The 18437-nt window shown below is 60.2% G+C and carries 19 protein-coding genes; 17 read left to right on the top strand and 2 right to left on the bottom strand.

What is annotated here, in order from left to right:
- Positions 1-87 precede the first annotated feature (87 nt).
- The 14 genes from HX812_RS11470 to HX812_RS11405 all read left to right on the top strand — a co-directional run bounded on the left by HX812_RS11470 (position 88) and on the right by HX812_RS11405 (position 11714).
- Positions 88-837 (top strand): electron transfer flavoprotein subunit beta/FixA family protein, encoded by a 750-nt coding sequence (locus HX812_RS11470; protein ID WP_017138339.1) that lies wholly within the window; start codon positions 88-90, stop codon positions 835-837.
- 2 nt (positions 838-839) lie between these two features.
- The gene (locus tag HX812_RS11465; protein WP_028617554.1) at positions 840-1769 is read left to right on the top strand and encodes an electron transfer flavoprotein subunit alpha/FixB family protein; all 930 of its coding nucleotides are present in this window, start codon (positions 840-842) and stop codon (positions 1767-1769) included.
- Between the two features lie 70 nt (positions 1770-1839).
- Complete coding sequence (locus HX812_RS11460; RefSeq protein ID WP_033901245.1) at positions 1840-2655, top strand: ABC transporter substrate-binding protein; 816 nt, start codon at positions 1840-1842, stop codon at positions 2653-2655.
- Between the two features lie 9 nt (positions 2656-2664).
- Positions 2665-3027, top strand: a complete 363-nt coding sequence (locus tag HX812_RS11455) for a DUF4398 domain-containing protein (RefSeq protein ID WP_016980006.1) — start codon at positions 2665-2667, stop codon at positions 3025-3027.
- A complete protein-coding gene (locus HX812_RS11450; protein ID WP_038847059.1) occupies positions 3024-3839 on the top strand; it encodes an OmpA family protein in 816 nt (271 codons plus the stop codon). Before HX812_RS11455 ends, HX812_RS11450 begins: the two co-directional genes overlap by 4 nt.
- 251 nt (positions 3840-4090) lie before the next feature.
- Complete coding sequence (locus HX812_RS11445; protein ID WP_015885400.1) at positions 4091-5530, top strand: PLP-dependent aminotransferase family protein; 1440 nt, start codon at positions 4091-4093, stop codon at positions 5528-5530.
- Positions 5531-5634: 104 nt separating this feature from the next.
- The gene (locus HX812_RS11440; RefSeq protein ID WP_038847062.1) at positions 5635-6120 is read left to right on the top strand and encodes a hypothetical protein; all 486 of its coding nucleotides are present in this window, start codon (positions 5635-5637) and stop codon (positions 6118-6120) included.
- 162 nt (positions 6121-6282) lie between these two features.
- Positions 6283-6537, top strand: coding sequence for a YkgJ family cysteine cluster protein (locus HX812_RS11435; RefSeq protein WP_016979374.1), 255 nt, complete (start codon positions 6283-6285; stop codon positions 6535-6537).
- 54 nt (positions 6538-6591) lie between these two features.
- Positions 6592-7197: an START domain-containing protein gene (locus tag HX812_RS11430; protein ID WP_033901241.1), complete on the top strand. Its 606-nt coding sequence runs from the start codon at positions 6592-6594 to the stop codon at positions 7195-7197.
- 103 nt (positions 7198-7300) lie between these two features.
- Positions 7301-7537, top strand: a complete 237-nt coding sequence (locus HX812_RS11425) for a hypothetical protein (RefSeq protein ID WP_025999984.1) — start codon at positions 7301-7303, stop codon at positions 7535-7537.
- Between the two features lie 212 nt (positions 7538-7749).
- Entirely contained in the window at positions 7750-8091 is a 342-nt protein-coding gene (locus tag HX812_RS11420; RefSeq protein WP_010208429.1) for a ribonuclease E inhibitor RraB, read from the top strand.
- A gap of 458 nt (positions 8092-8549) precedes the next feature.
- Complete coding sequence (locus tag HX812_RS11415) at positions 8550-9959, top strand: circularly permuted type 2 ATP-grasp protein (protein ID WP_038847066.1); 1410 nt, start codon at positions 8550-8552, stop codon at positions 9957-9959.
- Positions 9960-9963: 4 nt separating this feature from the next.
- Positions 9964-10914 carry an alpha-E domain-containing protein gene (locus HX812_RS11410; protein ID WP_016979378.1) on the top strand — a complete coding sequence of 317 codons (951 nt, stop codon included), beginning with the start codon at positions 9964-9966 and terminating at the stop codon, positions 10912-10914.
- Positions 10911-11714, top strand: a complete 804-nt coding sequence (locus HX812_RS11405; protein ID WP_038847069.1) for a transglutaminase family protein — start codon at positions 10911-10913, stop codon at positions 11712-11714. The genes HX812_RS11410 and HX812_RS11405 overlap by 4 nt, the downstream gene beginning before the upstream one ends.
- A 44-nt stretch (positions 11715-11758) precedes the next feature.
- On the opposite strand, the gene HX812_RS11400 is transcribed toward HX812_RS11405, so the two are convergent.
- Positions 11759-12565 (bottom strand): cytochrome c, encoded by an 807-nt coding sequence (locus HX812_RS11400; protein ID WP_038847079.1) that lies wholly within the window; start codon positions 12563-12565, stop codon positions 11759-11761.
- A 647-nt stretch (positions 12566-13212) separates the two neighbouring features.
- On the opposite strand from HX812_RS11400, the gene HX812_RS11395 reads away from it, so the two are divergent.
- The 3 genes from HX812_RS11395 (at position 13213) to HX812_RS11385 (ending at position 17391) form a co-directional block, all read left to right on the top strand.
- The gene (locus tag HX812_RS11395; protein WP_038847072.1) at positions 13213-14418 is read left to right on the top strand and encodes an acetyl-CoA C-acetyltransferase; all 1206 of its coding nucleotides are present in this window, start codon (positions 13213-13215) and stop codon (positions 14416-14418) included.
- Positions 14419-14434: 16 nt separating this feature from the next.
- A complete protein-coding gene (locus HX812_RS11390; RefSeq protein ID WP_038847075.1) occupies positions 14435-16582 on the top strand; it encodes a 3-hydroxyacyl-CoA dehydrogenase NAD-binding domain-containing protein in 2148 nt (715 codons plus the stop codon).
- A gap of 83 nt (positions 16583-16665) precedes the next feature.
- Positions 16666-17391 (top strand): amidotransferase, encoded by a 726-nt coding sequence (locus tag HX812_RS11385; RefSeq protein WP_038847077.1) that lies wholly within the window; start codon positions 16666-16668, stop codon positions 17389-17391.
- On the opposite strand, the gene HX812_RS11380 is transcribed toward HX812_RS11385, so the two are convergent.
- A complete protein-coding gene (locus HX812_RS11380) occupies positions 17388-18359 on the bottom strand; it encodes a magnesium and cobalt transport protein CorA (protein ID WP_016979227.1) in 972 nt (323 codons plus the stop codon). The genes HX812_RS11385 and HX812_RS11380 overlap by 4 nt on opposite strands.
- Positions 18360-18437: the final 78 nt, after the last annotated feature.

The following is an 18437-nucleotide window of genomic DNA, read 5'->3' as shown; positions in this document are numbered from 1 at the left end:
TTTGGAGGTGCCCTTGTGTGCCGATGAGCATCAACCGCCAGGTTCGCCTAGGCGACTTTCTTTTCACCGGAGAGTAACGAGGAATCCATGAAGGTTCTTGTAGCTGTCAAACGCGTTGTCGATTACAACGTGAAAGTTCGCGTCAAGGCGGACAATTCCGGCGTCGACCTTGCTAACGTCAAGATGTCGATGAACCCTTTCTGCGAAATCGCTGTGGAAGAAGCCGTCCGCCTGAAAGAGAAAGGCGTGGCGACTGAAATCGTCGTGGTTTCCATCGGCCCTACCACTGCTCAAGAGCAGCTGCGTACCGCCCTGGCACTGGGTGCCGACCGCGCCATCCTGGTCGAGTCCGCTGAAGACCTGACCTCCCTGGCCGTGGCCAAGCTGCTCAAAGCCGTTGTCGACAAGGAACAGCCTCAGCTGGTGATCCTCGGCAAACAGGCCATCGACAGCGACAACAACCAGACTGGCCAGATGCTGGCTGCACTGACCGGTTACGGCCAGGGCACCTTCGCCTCCAAAGTCGAAGTGAGCGGCGACAGCGTCGCTGTGACCCGTGAAATCGACGGCGGCGCGCAGACCGTTTCCCTGAAACTGCCGGCCATCGTCACCACCGACCTGCGTTTGAACGAGCCGCGCTACGCGTCCCTGCCAAACATCATGAAAGCCAAGAAGAAGCCGCTTGAGTCGGTCACTCCTGAAGCTTTGGGCGTTTCCACCGCCTCCACCAACAAGACCGTCAAGGTTGAAGCACCGGCTGCACGCAGCGCGGGCATCAAGGTCAAGTCGGTGGCCGAACTGGTCGAGAAACTGAAAAACGAAGCGAAGGTGATCTGATCATGACTATCCTCGTAATCGCCGAACACGATAACAAGGTGCTGGCCCCGGCCACCCTGAACACCGTGGCTGCCGCTGCTAAAATCGGTGGAGACATTCACGTACTGGTTGCCGGCCAGGGCGCTGGCGCCGTGGCTGAAGCCGCTGCGAAAATCGCGGGCGTGAGCAAAGTCCTGAACGCTGACAATGCCGCCTACGCGCATCAGTTGCCAGAAAACGTTGCGCCGCTGGTAGCTGAGTTGGGCGCTGGCTACAGCCACATCCTGGCTGCTGCTACCTCCAACGGCAAAAACATCCTGCCACGCGTTGCCGCGCAGCTGGACGTTGACCAGATCTCCGAGATCATCTCGGTTGAAAGCGCCGACACGTTCAAGCGCCCGATCTACGCCGGTAACGCCATCGCTACCGTACAGTCCAACGCTTCGGTCAAAGTCATCACCGTGCGTGCCACCGGTTTCGACCCGGTTGCCGCCGAAGGCGGTTCGGCTGCCGTTGAAGCCGTCGCGGCTGCCCACGACGCTGGCACTTCCAGCTTTGTTGGCGAAGAGCTGGCCAAGTCGGATCGTCCTGAGCTGACCGCTGCCAAGATCGTCGTCTCGGGCGGGCGTGGCATGCAGAACGGTGACAACTTCAAGCACCTGTACGCCCTGGCCGACAAGCTGGGCGCTGCGGTCGGCGCTTCCCGCGCGGCCGTTGACGCAGGTTTCGTACCCAACGATATGCAGGTCGGCCAGACCGGCAAGATCGTTGCGCCACAGCTGTACATCGCCGTCGGTATCTCCGGCGCGATCCAGCACTTGGCCGGTATGAAAGACTCCAAAGTGATCGTTGCGATCAACAAGGACGAAGAAGCGCCGATCTTCCAGGTGGCTGATTACGGCCTGGTGGCGGACTTGTTCGAAGCTGTACCTGAGCTGGAGAAGCTGGTCTAAACCAGCGGCTTCACTTATAAAGAGCCCGGTCCTTGTGACCGGGCTTTTTTTTGACTTGGAGACACACGCCATGGAATTGCGCCCTTGGGCGGTACTGCTGGGCCTCACATTGCTGCCGACGCTGTCGCTGGCCGCCGGCAAATGCGATCGCCTGGTGATCACCGGCAGCCCGGATGCGCCGCCGTTGCTCTGGCGCGACCCGCAAGACCCCACGCACCTGATCGGCGCCACCGCCGATGTGTTGCAACAAGTGGGCAAGGACCTCGGCTTGAAAATCGACCTGCTCTACGGTGGCAAGCGCTCCCTGGCCCTGGAGGAAGTGCGCAGCGGGCGCATGGACATCCTCGCCGACGCACCGCTGAACCTGGGTGAGCTGGAAACCCTCGATTACATCCACCCGGCGCTGGTGCAGCTCGACTACCTGGTGTGGACGCGCAAGGACTCGGCGCTGGCCTATGCCACAGCCGCCGACCTGCACGGGCACAAAGGCGCGGTGTCAGAGCGCGCGCGTTTGAGCGCGGCCTTCGAGACCTTCGCCGGTGAGCAACTGAGCCTGCAACGCCTGCCGTCGCTGACGCCAGCGTTCCAGAAACTGCTGCTGGGTGAAGTCGACTACGTGCTGGCCGGGCGTTATTCCGGCATGGCCATGGCGCAGACCCTGGGCATGAGCAACGACCTGATGGCCCGCGATATCCCCATCGACCAGCCGGGCCTGTACCTGGCGATTTCCCACAACTCGGCCTGCAATGATCCGTGGCTACGCGGACAGCTGGCCAAAAAGATGACAGAATTGCCCGCGTCCGGTGTGGCGCAAGCTGCGTTGCAGAGCAATCTGGAGCGCTGGAAAGCGCAATTGCAGCAACCCGTCGGCACCCCAACAAAGTAGGGATTTTCAGTGACTCTTCGACCTCTTTTCGCGGCCCTCGCCGTTGTCGCTCTGGCGGGATGTGCAGCCGATCCTGCGCCGAATGAACAAATGCGCCTCACCCAGCAAGCCCTGGAGCAAGCCAGTGCCGTGGGGGCCAACGCGGATGAATCGCCCGAATTGAAACTGGCCGAAGCCAAGTTCGCCCGGGCCAAGTCGAGCATGGCCGACCAATCCTACAAAAACGCCCGTATGCGTTTCGAACAAGCCGAACTGGATGCACGCCTGGCTGAAGCCCAAGTGCTGACCCGCAAGAGCCAGGAGCAGTTGAACGTGCTCAACGCCCGTATCACTCGTCTGCGCAAGCAGTTGCAGTTGGGAGAAGCCCAATGAGCCCGATGCTCCGCAGTTTGAGCTGTGCGGTACTGTTGGGCACCGCCGTGTTGGGCGGTTGCGCCAGCCATCCCGACGGCGAGCAGGCCTTGCAACAGGCGGGCAACGACTTCCAGCAGGTCAAGGAAGACGCCAACGTGTTGCGCTTTGCGCCCAAGGACGTGATCCGCGCCGGTGAATCCCTGGCCCGCGCCGACCGTTTGTCCAGCTACTGGGGCAGCGGCGCCGACGTGGTGCATTACGCCTACCTGAGCCAACGCTACAGTGCGATTGCTCGCGAACACACCGAGCAGGGGCTCAATGAAGAACGCCGCGTCAAGCTCGAACTGGAGCGCCAGCGCCTGCAATTGGCCCTGCGTGAAAACAAGCTGATCAGCGTGCAGCAGCAGGGCAAGTGGCTTGAAGAACAGATCGCCAGCCTGGCCACTACCCAGACCGATCGCGGCCTGGTGATGACCCTGGGCGATGTGCTGTTCGATACCGGTGAAGCAGAGCTGAAAAACTCGGCCAACCGCACGGTGCTGAAAATCGTACAGTTCCTGCAACTCAACCCCAAGCGCGTGGTGCGCATCGAGGGTTACGCCGACAATACCGGCGGCGAGCGCGAAAACCTCAAACTGTCCCGTGATCGCGCGCAGTCGGTGGCGGATGTGCTGGTCGACCTGGGGATCGACGAAAAACGCATCCAGGTTGAAGGGTATGGCGACCAATACCCGGTGGAAGCCAATGCGTCAGAGCGGGGCAGGGCGCAGAACCGTCGTGTGGAAATTGTGTTCTCGGATGAGAAAGGTCAATTGGGCGCCGCTCGTTAGACGCCTGACATCGCTCAAACTGTGGGAGCTGGCTTGCCTGCGATTACGGAGTGTCAGTCACGAGAGTGTCAACTGACTCACCGCGATCGCGAGCAAGCCCGCTCCCACATTTGTTTGGTATAGACCCTCACAGTTTTTGCTGTCACTCCAGCGCGCGCTCGACTATTGTGGCAACTGTCCCCGTACACTTCTAAACTGTGCCGGTATGTTTCACACAAAAATAAAATACCCGTGAAATCGAGTGCTGCGTCATGACCAATCTGTTGCTTTACCAACGTATCGCCCAGCAACTGGCTGAGGATATCCGGCGCGGTGTCTATCAACCGGGCGAGCGCGTGCCTTCGGTGCGCAAGATGAGTTCGCAGTTGAACGTGAGCCACGCCACGGTGTTGCAGGCCTACGCCAACCTGGAAGACCAGGGCCTGATCCGGGCGCGGCCGCAGTCCGGCTATTACGTGCACCAGACGCCAGCGCTCACCGCGCCGACGCCGGATATTGCACGGGTTGAGCGTCCGGGGTTGGTCACCCGCAGCAGCATCATCCAGCAGGTATTGGGCGAGTCGCGCCGCGAAGGCGTGTTCCCGCTGGGCGCCGCCGTGCCGAGCGTGGACTACTTGCCGGTACGCGCGCTGCATCAGCAACTGGCCAAAGTCACGCGCTTCCAGAGCCCACGAGCATTCAGCTATATGTTCAGCCCCGGTTTTGAACCGCTGCGCCGCCAGGTGGCGATCCGCATGCGCGATGCGGGCGTGGTGGTGGACCCTTCCGAAGTGGTGATCACCCACGGTTGCGTCGATGCCTTGCAGATGTCGCTGCGCGTGCTGACGCGGCCGGGCGACCTGATTGCCGCAGAGTCACCGACCTATTACGGCTTGCTGCAACTGGCCGATCTGTTGGGCCTTAAAGTCATCGAGATCCCCAGCGATCCGTCCACCGGCATGAGCCTGGAAGCCCTGCAACTGGCGGCCAACCAATGGTCGATCAAGGCGTTGGTATTGACCACGCGCCTGAGTAACCCGCTGGGCGGCACCATGCCCGAAGAACGGCAGAAACAGTTGCTGCGCCTGGCGTCGGACTTCGATATCCAGATTGTCGAGGACGATATCTACGGCGAGCTGATGTTCGAATTGGGCCGCACCAAGGCCCTGAAGGCCTATGACCGCCTGGATCGGGTGATCTACTGTTCCAGTTTTTCCAAGACGCTGTCCCCCGGCGTGCGCATCGGCTGGATGATCGCCGGCAAGTACCAGCAGGAAATCCAGCGCTTGCAGATGTTCAGTACCCACTCCGCCTGCAGCGTCACGCAGATGGGTGTCGCCGCGTACCTGGAAAACGGCGGTTATGATCGGCACCTGCGTTACATCCGCCAGGAGTACCGCAAGAACCTCAGCGCCTTCCAGCTGGCGGTGCAGCAATATTTCCCGGAAGGCACCCAGATGACGCGTCCGACCGGCGGCTTCATCCTGTGGGTCAGTTTGCCCGGACGGGTCAATACCCAGGAACTGCACGTACGTGCACTGCAACAGGGCATCAGCATTGCGCCGGGGCTGATTTTCAGTAATACCGAACAGTTCAACCACTGTATTCGCCTCAACTGCGGTACGCCGTGGAACCGCGAGGCAGAGCGTGCGCTGATGACCTTGGGGATGCTGGCGAGCCAGCTCTGCCAGGAAACCGCCGCCGGACTGTGACGCTCAGAAAGGGGACAAATCCTATAGTACGCTAATCACCGCGCTTGTCATGCCGCGCACAACAAGCGAGCATATGGCCCTCTGCCGTTAATGCTGTAGGCAATATGACTTCGATTGTTCGCGCGGTTTTGGTGATTGGCTTGTTAAGCCTTTGCAATGTCGGCACAGCGCTGGCGGCAGCCCCTGTGAGCGAAACGAAGCCCGCCGCCAGTACTGAGCAGAAGTCCCCCGCGAAAAAACCAGCCCCCGTGAAACAAGCGCCAGCGGTGAAAAAAACCACCGCCGCCGCCAAGAAACGTGCGGCCAGTAAGTCCAAGGCGTCTCGCGAAGTGACGCAGACGCAATTGCCACCGGCGCAGTTGGACCTGTCGCTGCCGTCGGACATGGTCAGGCACTTGCAGCCTATCGGCACCATGCCCAAACCCAAAAGTGTGCCCCTGTTGCCACCGATGTTCGGCGAGAAGCCCACCGACAACAGCGCGTTCCAGATCAACGGCCGCTTGCTCAGCAATGAAATGAAGCTGCAGTTGCGCAATGAAGAACGGCGCGAAGTGGAAGGTGCAGCGTTGGAATTCGAATTCAAGCAGTAAACTTTTCCTACAAAGGTGACGTCGACCGCCGACCATGTGTCGGAGACTGGTCAGTCATTTTTGTTTTCTGCGAAAAACCCCTGTTAGACCATTTTAAAACGGCTGTTTTAGGGCGTACTCTAGCTCGGCCATCCACATTGAGTCGTCGAGGACCTGCTGGTCATGAATTGCCGTGAAGGCTGTGGCGCATGCTGCATCGCCCCCTCCATCAGTTCGCCATTACCCGGAATGCCACAGGGCAAACCGGCGGGTGTTCGCTGTGTGCACCTGTCGGTCGAACTGCTATGCCAGATTTTCGGCCAACCGGAGCGACCGGCGGTGTGCAGTGATTTCAAGGCGGATCTCGAGGTCTGCGGCACCGACCAGGCCGATGCGATCCGCTTGATCGGCTGGTGGGAGCAGATGACGGCGGCTTGATGGGCTTTACTATCGGAACTTTTTTTCGGAACTTCGACAATAAGGAATACAACAATGGGTTCGCTGAAACGAATGGCTGTGGTGTGCGGGTTTACGGTGTTGTTTGCTGCCACTGCCCAGGCTGAGGATTGGCAAGTCGCCAAGGACGAAGACGGTATCAAGGTGTCCCTGAGCGAAATTGCCGGCTCCAAATACAAGGCGTATCGCGGTGTGACCGTGATCAAGGCGCCAGTAGCCAAAATCGTCGCACTCCAGGAAGACGTCGCCGGTGCCTGTGCCTGGATCCACGAGTGCAAATCCCAGAAGCTGGTCGACAAAAAAGGCGACGAGAGCTGGACCTACACCCAATTCAAAGCCCCGTTCCCTGTGACGGATCGTGATTCCTACCTGCACATCACCACCACCAAGGCGGCCGACGGCACACTGACCCGTAAGCTGGAAGGCGTGCCGACCTACAAGCCTGAAGAAAAAGGCTACGTACGTGTCGCCCAAGTGGACGGTTTCTGGAAACTGGTGCCTAAGGGCGACAACCAGACCGAAGTCACCTACCAGGTTCACACCGAGCCAGGCGGCAGCGTGCCCTCGTGGCTGGCCAACAAGTTCGTGGTGGACGCGCCGTTCAACACCTTGAAAGCCTTGAAAGAACACGCTGAGAAGTAAGCGCAGCTGATCAGGTGTCTCCTACCTTGGGTGGAACGTTTGCCGAGCCCCCAAGGTCCAGATAAAGGTAAGCCCACACACGGGTTTTATCGAGGAGGCACCGATGCAAAAGTGGCAGATTACCTTCGTTGATGATCACGGCGTGAAGTCCGTCGAGCAGTTCACCTGCGAGCAGAAGCCCAGCCTCGAAGATGCGGCACACATGATTCGCAACAAGCTGGTGCCCGTTGCCGCCGAGCTGGACCTCAATGACCTTGAGGGCCGCAAGCCCGAGCCTACGGTCAAGATCCTCAAAGACCAGAACAGTATCCAGATCCTCGACATCTCTCCCGCCGCCTGAACATTCCCTGTCCACCCTTCAAGCACCTCTGGTGGAGGTGATAGCTTCGCGCTACTCTGCAAGTGAGATCAGCGAATGAATCGCTAGTTCTGGTCTTGTCAGCTACATGCTTGTTTTCCAGCGGTGATGTTGTTGCCGTAGTTCCCACGCCAGTAAGGCGTGGGCTTCGGGAAGCACGGAAAGTCTATCCATCAATTCGAGGAGCACTTTTCATGAGCACAGCCTATCAAGAAGACATCAGCACCAACGTTCTGCGCCGCATGAAAGAAGGCGGTTTCGACTTCTCGCGTTTCCACCCCATCGAGTTCTACGCCATTTTCCCGGATGAGGAACGGGCGCGCCGGGCTGCGGGTGAGTTTCGTGGGGAATCCCTGAATGCCCAGGTCAGTGCGCGCGACGATGGCGCCTGGTACCTGGAGCTGAGCAAGATCATGTCCGCTACCTACGACGGCATTGGAGACTTCGAGCAAGACTTTGGGGCGGTGGTCGAGCCGCTGGGCGGGATCATTGAGGGATGGGGCGTGAAGCAGGAGGTGCGTGGGTTACCCATGTAGCAGCTTGAAGTATGAGAAACGCAGCGTATCGGCTGACCTTTGGGTCGGCCGATTTTGTTTGTGCTGTGAGAAATTTTACGGAACTAGTCCTGCACTTTTTTGCACCAAAAAAAAAGCCACCCATTGAGGGTGGCCTAAAGGGAAGACCGGGAGCACGGTCGGTACACGATTCACTACATTACCGACGGTTTGAAGGCATTAGCTGTAGGACGCGTCCTGTTCAGCAGATGGGGCCGATTATCCGCAGGCTTGGCCGGGCAGTGAAATCAACTCTGACTATGCTGTTGATAGTCAAAGCCCGCATTGCGATGAAGCGTCGGGCCATGCACCGGGCATTCTGCGCACCAGGACGGTGCGGCTGGATTCTGGTTGTAATTCAACTCACTGATTTTTAAGTGTTTATGCCGCTGGCACGGGCCTTGCGATGGTTCTAGCGCCCGGGTGACAAGGAGTTCGGCATGATCCGCACTTATTACGATGAAATGTACGATGGGGCAGGCCAGGTCAGGCCTCATTACCGCGAGTTCGCCCGTTGGTTGGCCGAAACCCCTGCTGAATTGCTGGCCCAGCGCCGGCGTGAAGCCGATTTGCTGTTTCACCGCGCCGGGATCACCTTCACGCTCTACGGTGACGAGCAGGGTACGGAACGGTTGATTCCCTTCGACACCATCCCGCGCAGCATTCCGGCCCGCGAGTGGCGGATTGTCGAGCGCGGCTGTATCCAGCGGGTCAAGGCGCTGAACATGTTTCTCGCCGACCTGTACCACGAACAGCGCATCATCAAGGCCGGGATCATCCCCGCTGAACAGGTGCTGGCCAACGAGCAATACCAGTTGGCGATGCAGGGGCTGGACCTGCACCGCGACCTCTATTCCCACATCTCCGGCGTCGACCTCGTACGCGACGGTGACGGCACGTACTACGTGCTGGAAGACAACCTGCGTACACCGAGCGGCGTCAGCTACATGCTCGAAGACCGCAAGATGATGATGCGCCTGTTCCCCGAGCTGTTCGCCGCCCAGCGAATCGCGCCCATCGATCACTATCCCAACTTGCTGCTCGACACCTTGAAAAGCTCCAGCCCCCTGGATAACCCGAGCGTGGTTGTACTGACGCCAGGTCGCTTCAACAGTGCGTTCTTCGAGCACGCGTTCCTGGCCCGTGAAATGGGCGTGGAACTGGTGGAGGGCGCCGACCTGTTCGTGCGCGATGACCGCGTCTTCATGCGCACCACTGACGGGCCCAAGGCCGTGGATGTGATCTACCGTCGCCTGGATGACGCGTTCCTCGACCCGTTGGCCTTCAACCCCGAATCCATGCTTGGTGTGCCGGGACTGCTCGCGGCTTATCGCTCTGGCAATGTGGTATTGGCCAATGCCATCGGCACCGGCGTGGCGGATGACAAGTCGGTGTACCCCTTCGTCACCGAGATGATCCGTTTTTACCTGGATGAAGAGCCGATCCTTAAGAATGTTCCGACCTTCCAGTGCCGTAAGCCCGACGAATTGTCCCACGTGCTGGCCAATCTGCCGGACCTGGTGGTGAAGGAAACCCAGGGCTCCGGCGGCTACGGCATGCTGGTGGGCCCAGCGTCCACTGCGGCAGAAATCGAGGCCTTCCGTGCCCGTATCAAGGCCAAGCCCCATGCCTATATCGCCCAGCCGACCCTGTGTTTATCCACCTGCCCGACCTTTGTCGAAAACGGCATAGCGCCGCGTCATATCGACCTACGCCCGTTCGTGTTGTCCGGCAAGGAAACCCGTGTGGTCCCCGGCGGCTTGACCCGCGTGGCGTTGCGTGAGGGCTCGCTGGTGGTCAACTCGTCCCAGGGCGGCGGCACCAAAGACACCTGGGTGGTGGAGGACTGATGCCATGTTGAGTCGAACTGCCTCGGACCTGTACTGGATGTCGCGCTACCTGGAACGTGCGGAAAACCTCGCACGCATGCTCGATGTCAGCTATTCGCTGTCGCTGATGCCCCAGGACGGGCGCGGCGATGGCCTACACGAACTGGCCATGCCGCTGTTGATCACCGGCACCCTGGAGGATTACCACGAACGCCACGGCGAACTGCACGCCGAGCGCTTGTTGCACTTCTTTGCGCTGGATGCTGCCAACCCGGCCAGCATCTACAGTTGTCTCGGCGCTGCGCGGGCCAGCGCCCATGCGGTGCGTGGGCGAATTACCGCCGACATGTGGGAAAACATCAACGCCACCTGGCTGGATATTCGCGATATCGCCCAGCAGGGCTTGAGCCGCTATGGCATGAGCCGGTTCTGCGAGTGGGTCAAAGAGCGTTCCCATCTGTTCCGTGGCGCCACCTACGGCACCATCATGCGTAACGATGCGTTCCGCTTTATTCGCCTGGGCACTTTTATCGAGCGTGCCGACAACACACTGCGCCTGCTGGACGCCCGCTATGAAATGGCCGGCGATCGCGCCGAAGCCGTCACCGATGGCACCGCCCATGCCTACTATCAGTGGAGCGCCTTATTGCGTGCGCTGTCGTCGTTCGAGGCCTACACCGAGATCTATCGCGATGCCCCTGGCGCGCGGCAAGTGGCGGAGTTGCTGCTGTTGCGCGCTGATGTACCGCGCTCACTGCGTGCCTGCAGCGAAGAGATCGACCAGATCCTCGCCAGCCTGCCGGGCCTCAACGGTCGACCGGCCCAGCGCCTGGCCGCCGAGATGGACGCGCGCCTGCGCTTTACCGCCATCGATGAAATCCTCGAGGAAGGCCTGCACGCCTGGCTGACCGACTTTATCCCCTTGGTCCGCCAGTTGGGCGACGCCATCTACAGTTCCTACCTGGAGGCGGCATGAGACTCTCCATCAGCCACGAAACCACCTACCACTACGAAGACCAGGTGCGTGCCAGCATCCAGTACCTGCGCCTGACGCCCCACGACAGCGAACGCCAGCACGTACTCAGTTGGCAACTCGACCTGCCGCGTCCGGTTCGCGCCCAAGTGGACCCGTTCGGCAACATCCTGCATGTGCTGACCCTGGATGAACCCCACGACGCCATCATCATCGGCGCCCGTGGCCAGGTGGACATTGACGAGTTGCGCGAGGCCGAACATGAGCACCAATCGGCGTTCCCGTTCCTGCGTTGCACCCGCCTGACCGAACCCGACGAAGCCCTGCGCGGGTTTGCCGACCAGCAGTGCCACCAACGTCGTGACCGCACCGCGTTGATCGACCTGATGCACGCGCTCAACCAGGCGATGGTCTACACGCCCGGCGCCACCGAAGTCGACACCTGCGCCGCCCAGGCTTTCGCCGGCCGTGCGGGCGTGTGCCAGGACCACACCCACGCGTTTCTGGCGTGCGCGCGCAGCCTGGGAATTCCGGCGCGGTATGTGTCGGGGTATTTGTACTCGGAGGACAGCACGCACCTGGCCAGCCATGCCTGGGCCGAGGCCTGGCTGGATGACGCGTGGTACAGCTTTGATGTGACCAACCAGCTTGCGCGGCCGGAGCGGCATTTGAAGCTGGCGGTGGGGTTGGATTACCTGGATGCCTGCCCGGTGCGCGGGATGCGTCGGGGCGGTGGGCATGAGCAGATGCATGCCAAGGTGTTCGTGGCGCCAACGCCGGTGATCTCCGTCCAGCAGCAATGACCTTGTGGCGAGCCCGCTCGCCACAAGGGTTCCTCACCCGATGTTTAAGGTTGCTGCTTACGTCCCGCCATATGCTTCAAATACCCCACCAACAAATCCAGCTCGCCGTCCGGCAATACACTGGCAGCAAACGCCGGCATCTTCGCCTGCGGCCAATGCCGCAAGCTTTGCGGGTCACGGATATAACGCTTGAGGAAATCACCACCGAAATACTCGGTGGGGTTATACGGAATGTTCAAATCCGGCCCCACCTGCGCATCGCCGGCGCCATTGAGGCGATGGCAAGCCAGGCAGTTTTTCTGGAACAGCACAAAGCCTTGGTTGATCGGGTCATTGGCTGCCAGCTTTGGATCCGGCAACAGTGCGGGAAAGCGCTCGGCAACCGTCTTCAACTGCTTGATCCCGGAGATCTGGAACGGCCACTGCTCAGGGCTGATGTGCCCGGCTTGCGGGTCGGTCCACACCAGGTAGAAGGGACCTGCACTCGGTTTGCCTTCCGCCAGCGCAGGCCATGGCTGGGCAGGATCTTCCACCGCCAGCCAGGCGCGTGAACCGTGGATTTCCAGCAGCGGCGCAGCAGTGAGTTCGGCAGCGAAACCATCCAGGGCAACGGCCTGCAAGTGGCTTTCAGGTTTCAGTCCCGGTAGGAGCGCGGCCAAGGGCACTGCGCGATAACTCATGGTGCGCTTGTAGGAAACGTCATCGACGATCTGCACCGTTTGCGCCTGCGGATGCTTGAGCAGGTCAGCGGTCTGCCACGTCTTGTGGGTATGGTCGAGTTCGATGGTCAATTGTGCTGCCGAAGCGGGAAGCGCGATCAGCAAGGCGAGGAGGGCGAAGATCGATTTCAAGAGGCAGGCCCGGTGTAAAGTGGCGATGGCGCTCACGATACCGGAAATCGGCGCGCAAAAAGACAGCCCCTGCAGGACCGCTATGCGCAATGTCCCGGCAGGTGCTGCCAAAAGCTGCAAACCCGGTGCTGTGAAGGCACGGAATGTGGGCGTTGAGGGGTCACCCAATGACCTTGGTCAAGTTGGGCAAGATCAGAATCAGTGTGGTGGCGAACAGAATGAGTCCCGCCTGACGTACTTTCGAATGTTTGAACATGGCTGACTGCCTTTTGTTGTTATTCCTGAGCGTCAAATGCGTGCCGGTTTTATTTCAGTATGGCGAGATGACGTGTCGCTTTTCTTACAACCGCTCCAGCAAAACCCGGCAGTGGCTTCCTACTGATTCAACCTTAGAGCCCTCGTTCTTCGTGGCTTAGACTCATTTCATATCAGCTAATAAGCATTTCAGCTTAAAAAGGCATGAGGCATATCGCCATCTTGGCGCCAATGCCTTGGCTAGACAGCTAAAACGATTAACCCGGCGTTTAGCTTAGGAGACTACCGTTCGTCCGAGCGAGGGGGTCAAAAGCAATGAGCGCATCCGTCATTGAAACCGTGTCAATCGGGCCTAAGGTAGAGGCACACATGCACAGCGGTTCGAGGACGTCATGACCCAAGCTTTGATCTTTGATGCGATACGCACGCCCCGTGGCAAAGGCAAGGCCGACGGTGCCTTGCACAGCGTCAAGCCGGTGAACCTGGTGGCCGGCCTGCTCACGGCGCTGGCCCGGCGCAGCGACCTCGACACCCATCAAGTGGACGACATCGTGCTCGGCTGCGTAACGCCGATAGGCGACCAGGGTGCCGACATCGCCAAGACCGCCGCCTTGGTCGCGGACTGGGACATCAGCGTCGCCGGTGTGCAGATCAACCGCTTCTGCGCCTCAGGCCTGGAAGCCGTCAACCTGGGCGCGATGAAGGTGCGTTCCGGCTTCGAAGACCTGGTGGTGGTCGGTGGCGTCGAGTCCATGTCCCGTGTGCCCATGGGCAGTGACGGTGGCGCGTGGGTGCTCGATCCGCAGACCAATATGCACAGCCACTTCACTCCCCAGGGCATCGGCGCGGACCTGATTGCCACCCTGGAAGGTTTTACCCGTGAAGACGTCGACACTTTCGCCCTACATTCCCAACAGAAAGCGGCGAGGGCTCGGGCGGACGGTTCCTTCAATAAATCGCTGATCGCGGTGCAGGACCAGAACGGCATAGTGCTGCTGGACCATGACGAATTTATTCGCGGCGACTCGACCCTGGAAGGCTTGGGCAAGCTCAAGCCCAGCTTCGAAATGATGGGGCAAATGGGCTTCGACGCCACAGCATTGCGGGTCTACAGCCATGTGGAGCGCATTCACCATGTGCACACACCGGGCAACAGCTCCGGCATCGTCGATGGTGCCGCGTTGATGTTGATCGGCTCTGAGGCCAAGGGCCGCGAGCTGGGCCTGCAACCCCGTGCGCGTATTGTCGCCACGGCGGTCACCAGTACTGACCCGACCATCATGCTCACCGGCCCCGCGCCCGCCACGCGCAAGGCCCTGGCCAAGGCCGGGTTGCGCGTCGAAGACATCGACCTGTTCGAAGTCAACGAAGCCTTTGCCTCCGTGGTGCTCAAGTTCATCAAGGACATGGGCATCGACGCGGCGCGAGTCAACGTGAATGGCGGCTCCATCGCCATGGGCCATCCGCTGGGCGCCACCGGTTGCGCCATCCTCGGTACCTTGCTCGACGAACTGGAAGTGCGCCAGCAGCGCTACGGCCTGGCCACCCTGTGTGTCGGCGGTGGCATGGGCATCGCCACCATTATCGAACGCCTCTGAGCCCAAGGAATCAGTCATGACCCAAGCCATTCGTTACGAAAAAGGCCAGGACGGCATCGTAGTGCTGACCCTCGACATGCCCGGCCAGAGCGCCAACACCATGAACGGCGCGTACCGCGAGGCCATGGCGGCCACAGTGCAGCGCCTGGAGGCGGAAAAGGATGACCTTGCCGGCGTGGTGATCACCTCGGCCAAGAAGACATTTTTCGCCGGCGGCGACCTCAATGAATTGATCAAGGTCGACAAGGCCCACGCCCAGGATTTTTACGACGGCGTACTGGTACTGAAAGCGCAACTGCGTCGCCTGGAAACTCTTGGCAAACCCGTGGTCGCTGCGATTAATGGTGCGGCGCTGGGGGGCGGCTGGGAGATTTGCCTGGCGTGTCATTACCGTGTGGCGCTGGACGACAAATCGGTGCAGCTGGGCCTGCCGGAAGTCACCTTGGGCCTGCTGCCGGGCGGCGGCGGGGTTGTGCGTATGGTGCGCATGCTCGGGCTGGAAAAGGCTTTGCCGTATCTGCTGGAAGGCAAGAAAGTACGGCCGCAACAGGCGTTACTAGCCGGGCTGGTGAATGAGCTGGCGGCGGATCGCGATGAGCTGCTCGTCAAGTCCCGCGCCTGGATCCTGGCCAATCCGGACGCCAAGCAACCTTGGGATAACAAGGGCTACCAGATCCCCGGCGGTACACCGTCGAGTCCAAAAGTTGCGCAGATGTTGGCGATTGCGCCTTCGATTTTGCGCAGTAAGACCCAGGGCTGTTTCCCCGCGCCGGAGAAAATCCTCTGCGCCGCCGTCGAAGGCGCCCAAGTGGATTTCGACACCGCGCACCTGATCGAAACCCGTTATTTCACCGAACTGGTGACGGGGCAGGTGGCGAAGAACATGATCGGCACCTTCTGGTTCCAGCTCAATGAGATCAACGCAGGCCGTTCGCGGCCGCAAGGTTTCGCACCCTATGTCACGCGCAAGGTCGGCGTGCTCGGTGCAGGCATGATGGGCGCAGGCATCGCTTACGTCAGCGCCAGTGCCGGTATCGACGTGGTACTCAAGGACATCAACCTGGCGGCCGCCGAGAAGGGCAAGGCGCATTCCGCGGCGTTGCTGGACAAGAAAGTCAGCCGTGGGCAATTGACCGCCGAACAGCGGGAAACCACCTTGGCGCGAATTCTTCCTACGGCCAGCGATGATGATCTGGCCGGTTGCGACCTGATCATCGAAGCGGTGTTCGAAGACCGCGAACTCAAGGCAAAGGTCTCAGCCGCCGCGCAACACGTGGTCGGCACCGACGCCGTGATTGCCTCCAACACCTCCACCTTGCCGATCAGCGGCCTGGCCGCGGCGGTGCCGGATCAAGCCAAGTTCATCGGCCTGCACTTCTTCAGCCCGGTGGACAAGATGCCCCTGGTGGAAATCATCAAGGGAGCGCGTACCAGCGACGAAACCCTGGCCCGTGGTTTCGATTTCGTCCTGCAAATCAAGAAAACCCCGATTGTGGTCAACGACAGCCGTGGCTTCTTCACTTCGCGGGTGTTTGGTACCTTCACCAACGAAGGCATCGCCATGCTGGGTGAGGGCGTGGCCGCGCCGATGATCGAGACTGAGGCGCGCAAGGCCGGCATGCCGGTGGGGCCGCTGGCGGTATCGGATGAAGTGTCCCTCAGCCTGATGAGCCATATCAGGCAGCAGACGGCCAAGGATCTGCAGGCGGAAGGCAAGGCTGTGCCGACACATCCGGCGACAGCGGTCATCGATCTGTTGGTCAACGAATACAAGCGCGTGGGCAAGGCGGCGGGGGGCGGTTTCTATGAATATCCCAACGGCGGGCAGAAATACCTGTGGCCAGAGCTGAAAAGCCGCTTTGAACGGCCCGACCAACGTATCTCGCCCCAGGATGTGCGCGACCGCCTGCTGTTTATCCAGGCCATAGAGACCGTGCGTTGTGTGGAGGAGGGCGTGTTGATGTCCACGGCGGACGCGAACGTGGGGTCGATCTTCGGCATTGGTTTTGCGGCCTGGAGCGGCGGCGCATTGCAGTTCATCAACCAATATGGACTGCACGACTTCATTGCCCGCGCCCGCTACTTGGCCGAGCAATATGGCGAACGCTTCACGCCACCGGCGTTACTGCTCGAAAAAGCGGCGCAAGGTGACACGTTCAGGTGATTAAAGGGGGCTTGCCTTGAAGGGGTATTTCAAGGCAGGCTCTGGGGTGTGCAATATTCCCATCACCGTGTCAGGTATTTTTTATGTCGCTACGCGTCTGTATCCTGGAAACCGATATCCTGCGTCCAGGCTTGATCGATCAATACCAAGGGTACGGGCAGATGTTCAAGCGCCTGTTCGCCAAGCAGCCGATTCCCGCCGAGTTTGTCGTGTACAACGTGGTGAACGGCGAGTACCCGCCGGACGATGAAGTATTCGATGCCTACCTGGTGACCGGCAGCAAGGCCGACTCCTTTGGCACCGACCCGTGGATCCAGACCCTCAAGACCTACCTGCTCGAACGTTACGAGCGCGGCGACAAGCTGCTTGGCATCTGCTTCGGTCACCAACTGCTGGCGCTGTTGCTCGGCGGCAAGACCGAACGCGCCGGCCAGGGCTGGGGCATGGGCATCCACGACTACAAGCTCGATGTCAAGACGCCGTGGATGAGCCCGGAAGTGGAAGAACTGACGCTACTGATCAGCCACCAGGATCAGGTAACCACACTGCCGGAGAATGCCACCGTCATTGCCTCCAGCGCCTTTTGCCCGTTCGCCGCGTACCACATCGGCGATCAGGTGCTGTGCTTCCAGGGGCACCCGGAATTTGTCAGCGACTATTCCCGCGAGTTGCTGGAGATTCTTCAGACGACGTTGGGCGAAAAGGTCTATACAAACGGCGTGGCCAGCCTTGAGCGCGACCACCACGGCGCCACCGTGGCGGAATGGATGATGCGTTTTGTCGCGCACAAGCCCGAGGCCCAGGTTTAAAGCCAGCCCGAACGCTTGAAACTGGCCCACAGGCTGGTGCAACCCACCGCGATAAACCCGAGCACCGCAAAATAGCCGTAGTGCCATTGCAGCTCGGGCATGTTCTGGAAGTTCATCCCGTAAATCCCTGCCACCGCCGTGGGGAACGCCAGGATCGCCGCCCATGCGGCGAACTTGCGCTGCACCACGCTCTGGCGCGACGCCTCCAGCAGCACACCGATCTCTATGGTCTGGCTGGCGATGTCGCGCAGGGTGGTCAGGTCTTCCATCTGCCGCGTCACGTGGATCTGCACATCACGGAAGTACGGGCGCATGTTCTTGTCGATAAACGGAAAGCTGAGCTTCTGTAGCTCCTGGCTGATCTCCACCATCGGCGCCACGTAACGCTTGAGCCGTAATACGTCGCGACGCAGGCCGTGAATCTTCTGGATATCCCGCTCGCTCAACGAACTGCACAGCACATTGCGCTCCAGCTCATCGATCTCGGCATGGATCGCTTCGCTCACCGGCTGGTAGTTCTCGGTGACGAAATCCAGCAGCGCATAGAGTACGAAATCTTCCCCGTGCTCCAGCAACAGTGGCCGCGCCTCACAGCGCTGGCGCACAAAGCCGTAGGACGCTGAGTGACCGTTGCGTGCAGTAATGATGTAGCCGTTGCCGGCGAAGATATGCGTCTCGATAAACTCCAGCTTGCCGTTCTCGCGCACCGGTGAATAGGTGACGATAAACAGCGCATCGCCGAAGGTTTCCAGCTTGGGGCGGCTGTGTTTTTCCAGGGCGTCTTCGATGGCCAATTCATGCAGGTTGAACTGGCGTTGCAGGTTGGCCAGTTCCTGGGCGTCGGGCTCTTCCAGGCCGATCCACACAAAGTGGTCGGGTTTGGCGGCCCAGGCCGCGCCCTCATCGAGGGTGATATCCGTGACTTTCTTACCGGCGCTATAAACGGCGGCCGCAACAACTCTACCCATGGTGCTGATCGCTTCTTATTGGGAGGACAGGTGTTGGGCAGCTTAGCCTGAATGGCGTTCCGTCGTAGCGGCAAGCTT

Source organism: Pseudomonas sp. IPO3749 (assembly GCF_013386605.1).
In the GTDB taxonomy this organism is placed as follows: domain Bacteria; phylum Pseudomonadota; class Gammaproteobacteria; order Pseudomonadales; family Pseudomonadaceae; genus Aquipseudomonas; species Aquipseudomonas azotoformans_A.
The sequence above is the reverse complement of the archived record's forward strand: the minus strand, read 5'-3'. Positions and strand labels throughout refer to the sequence as shown.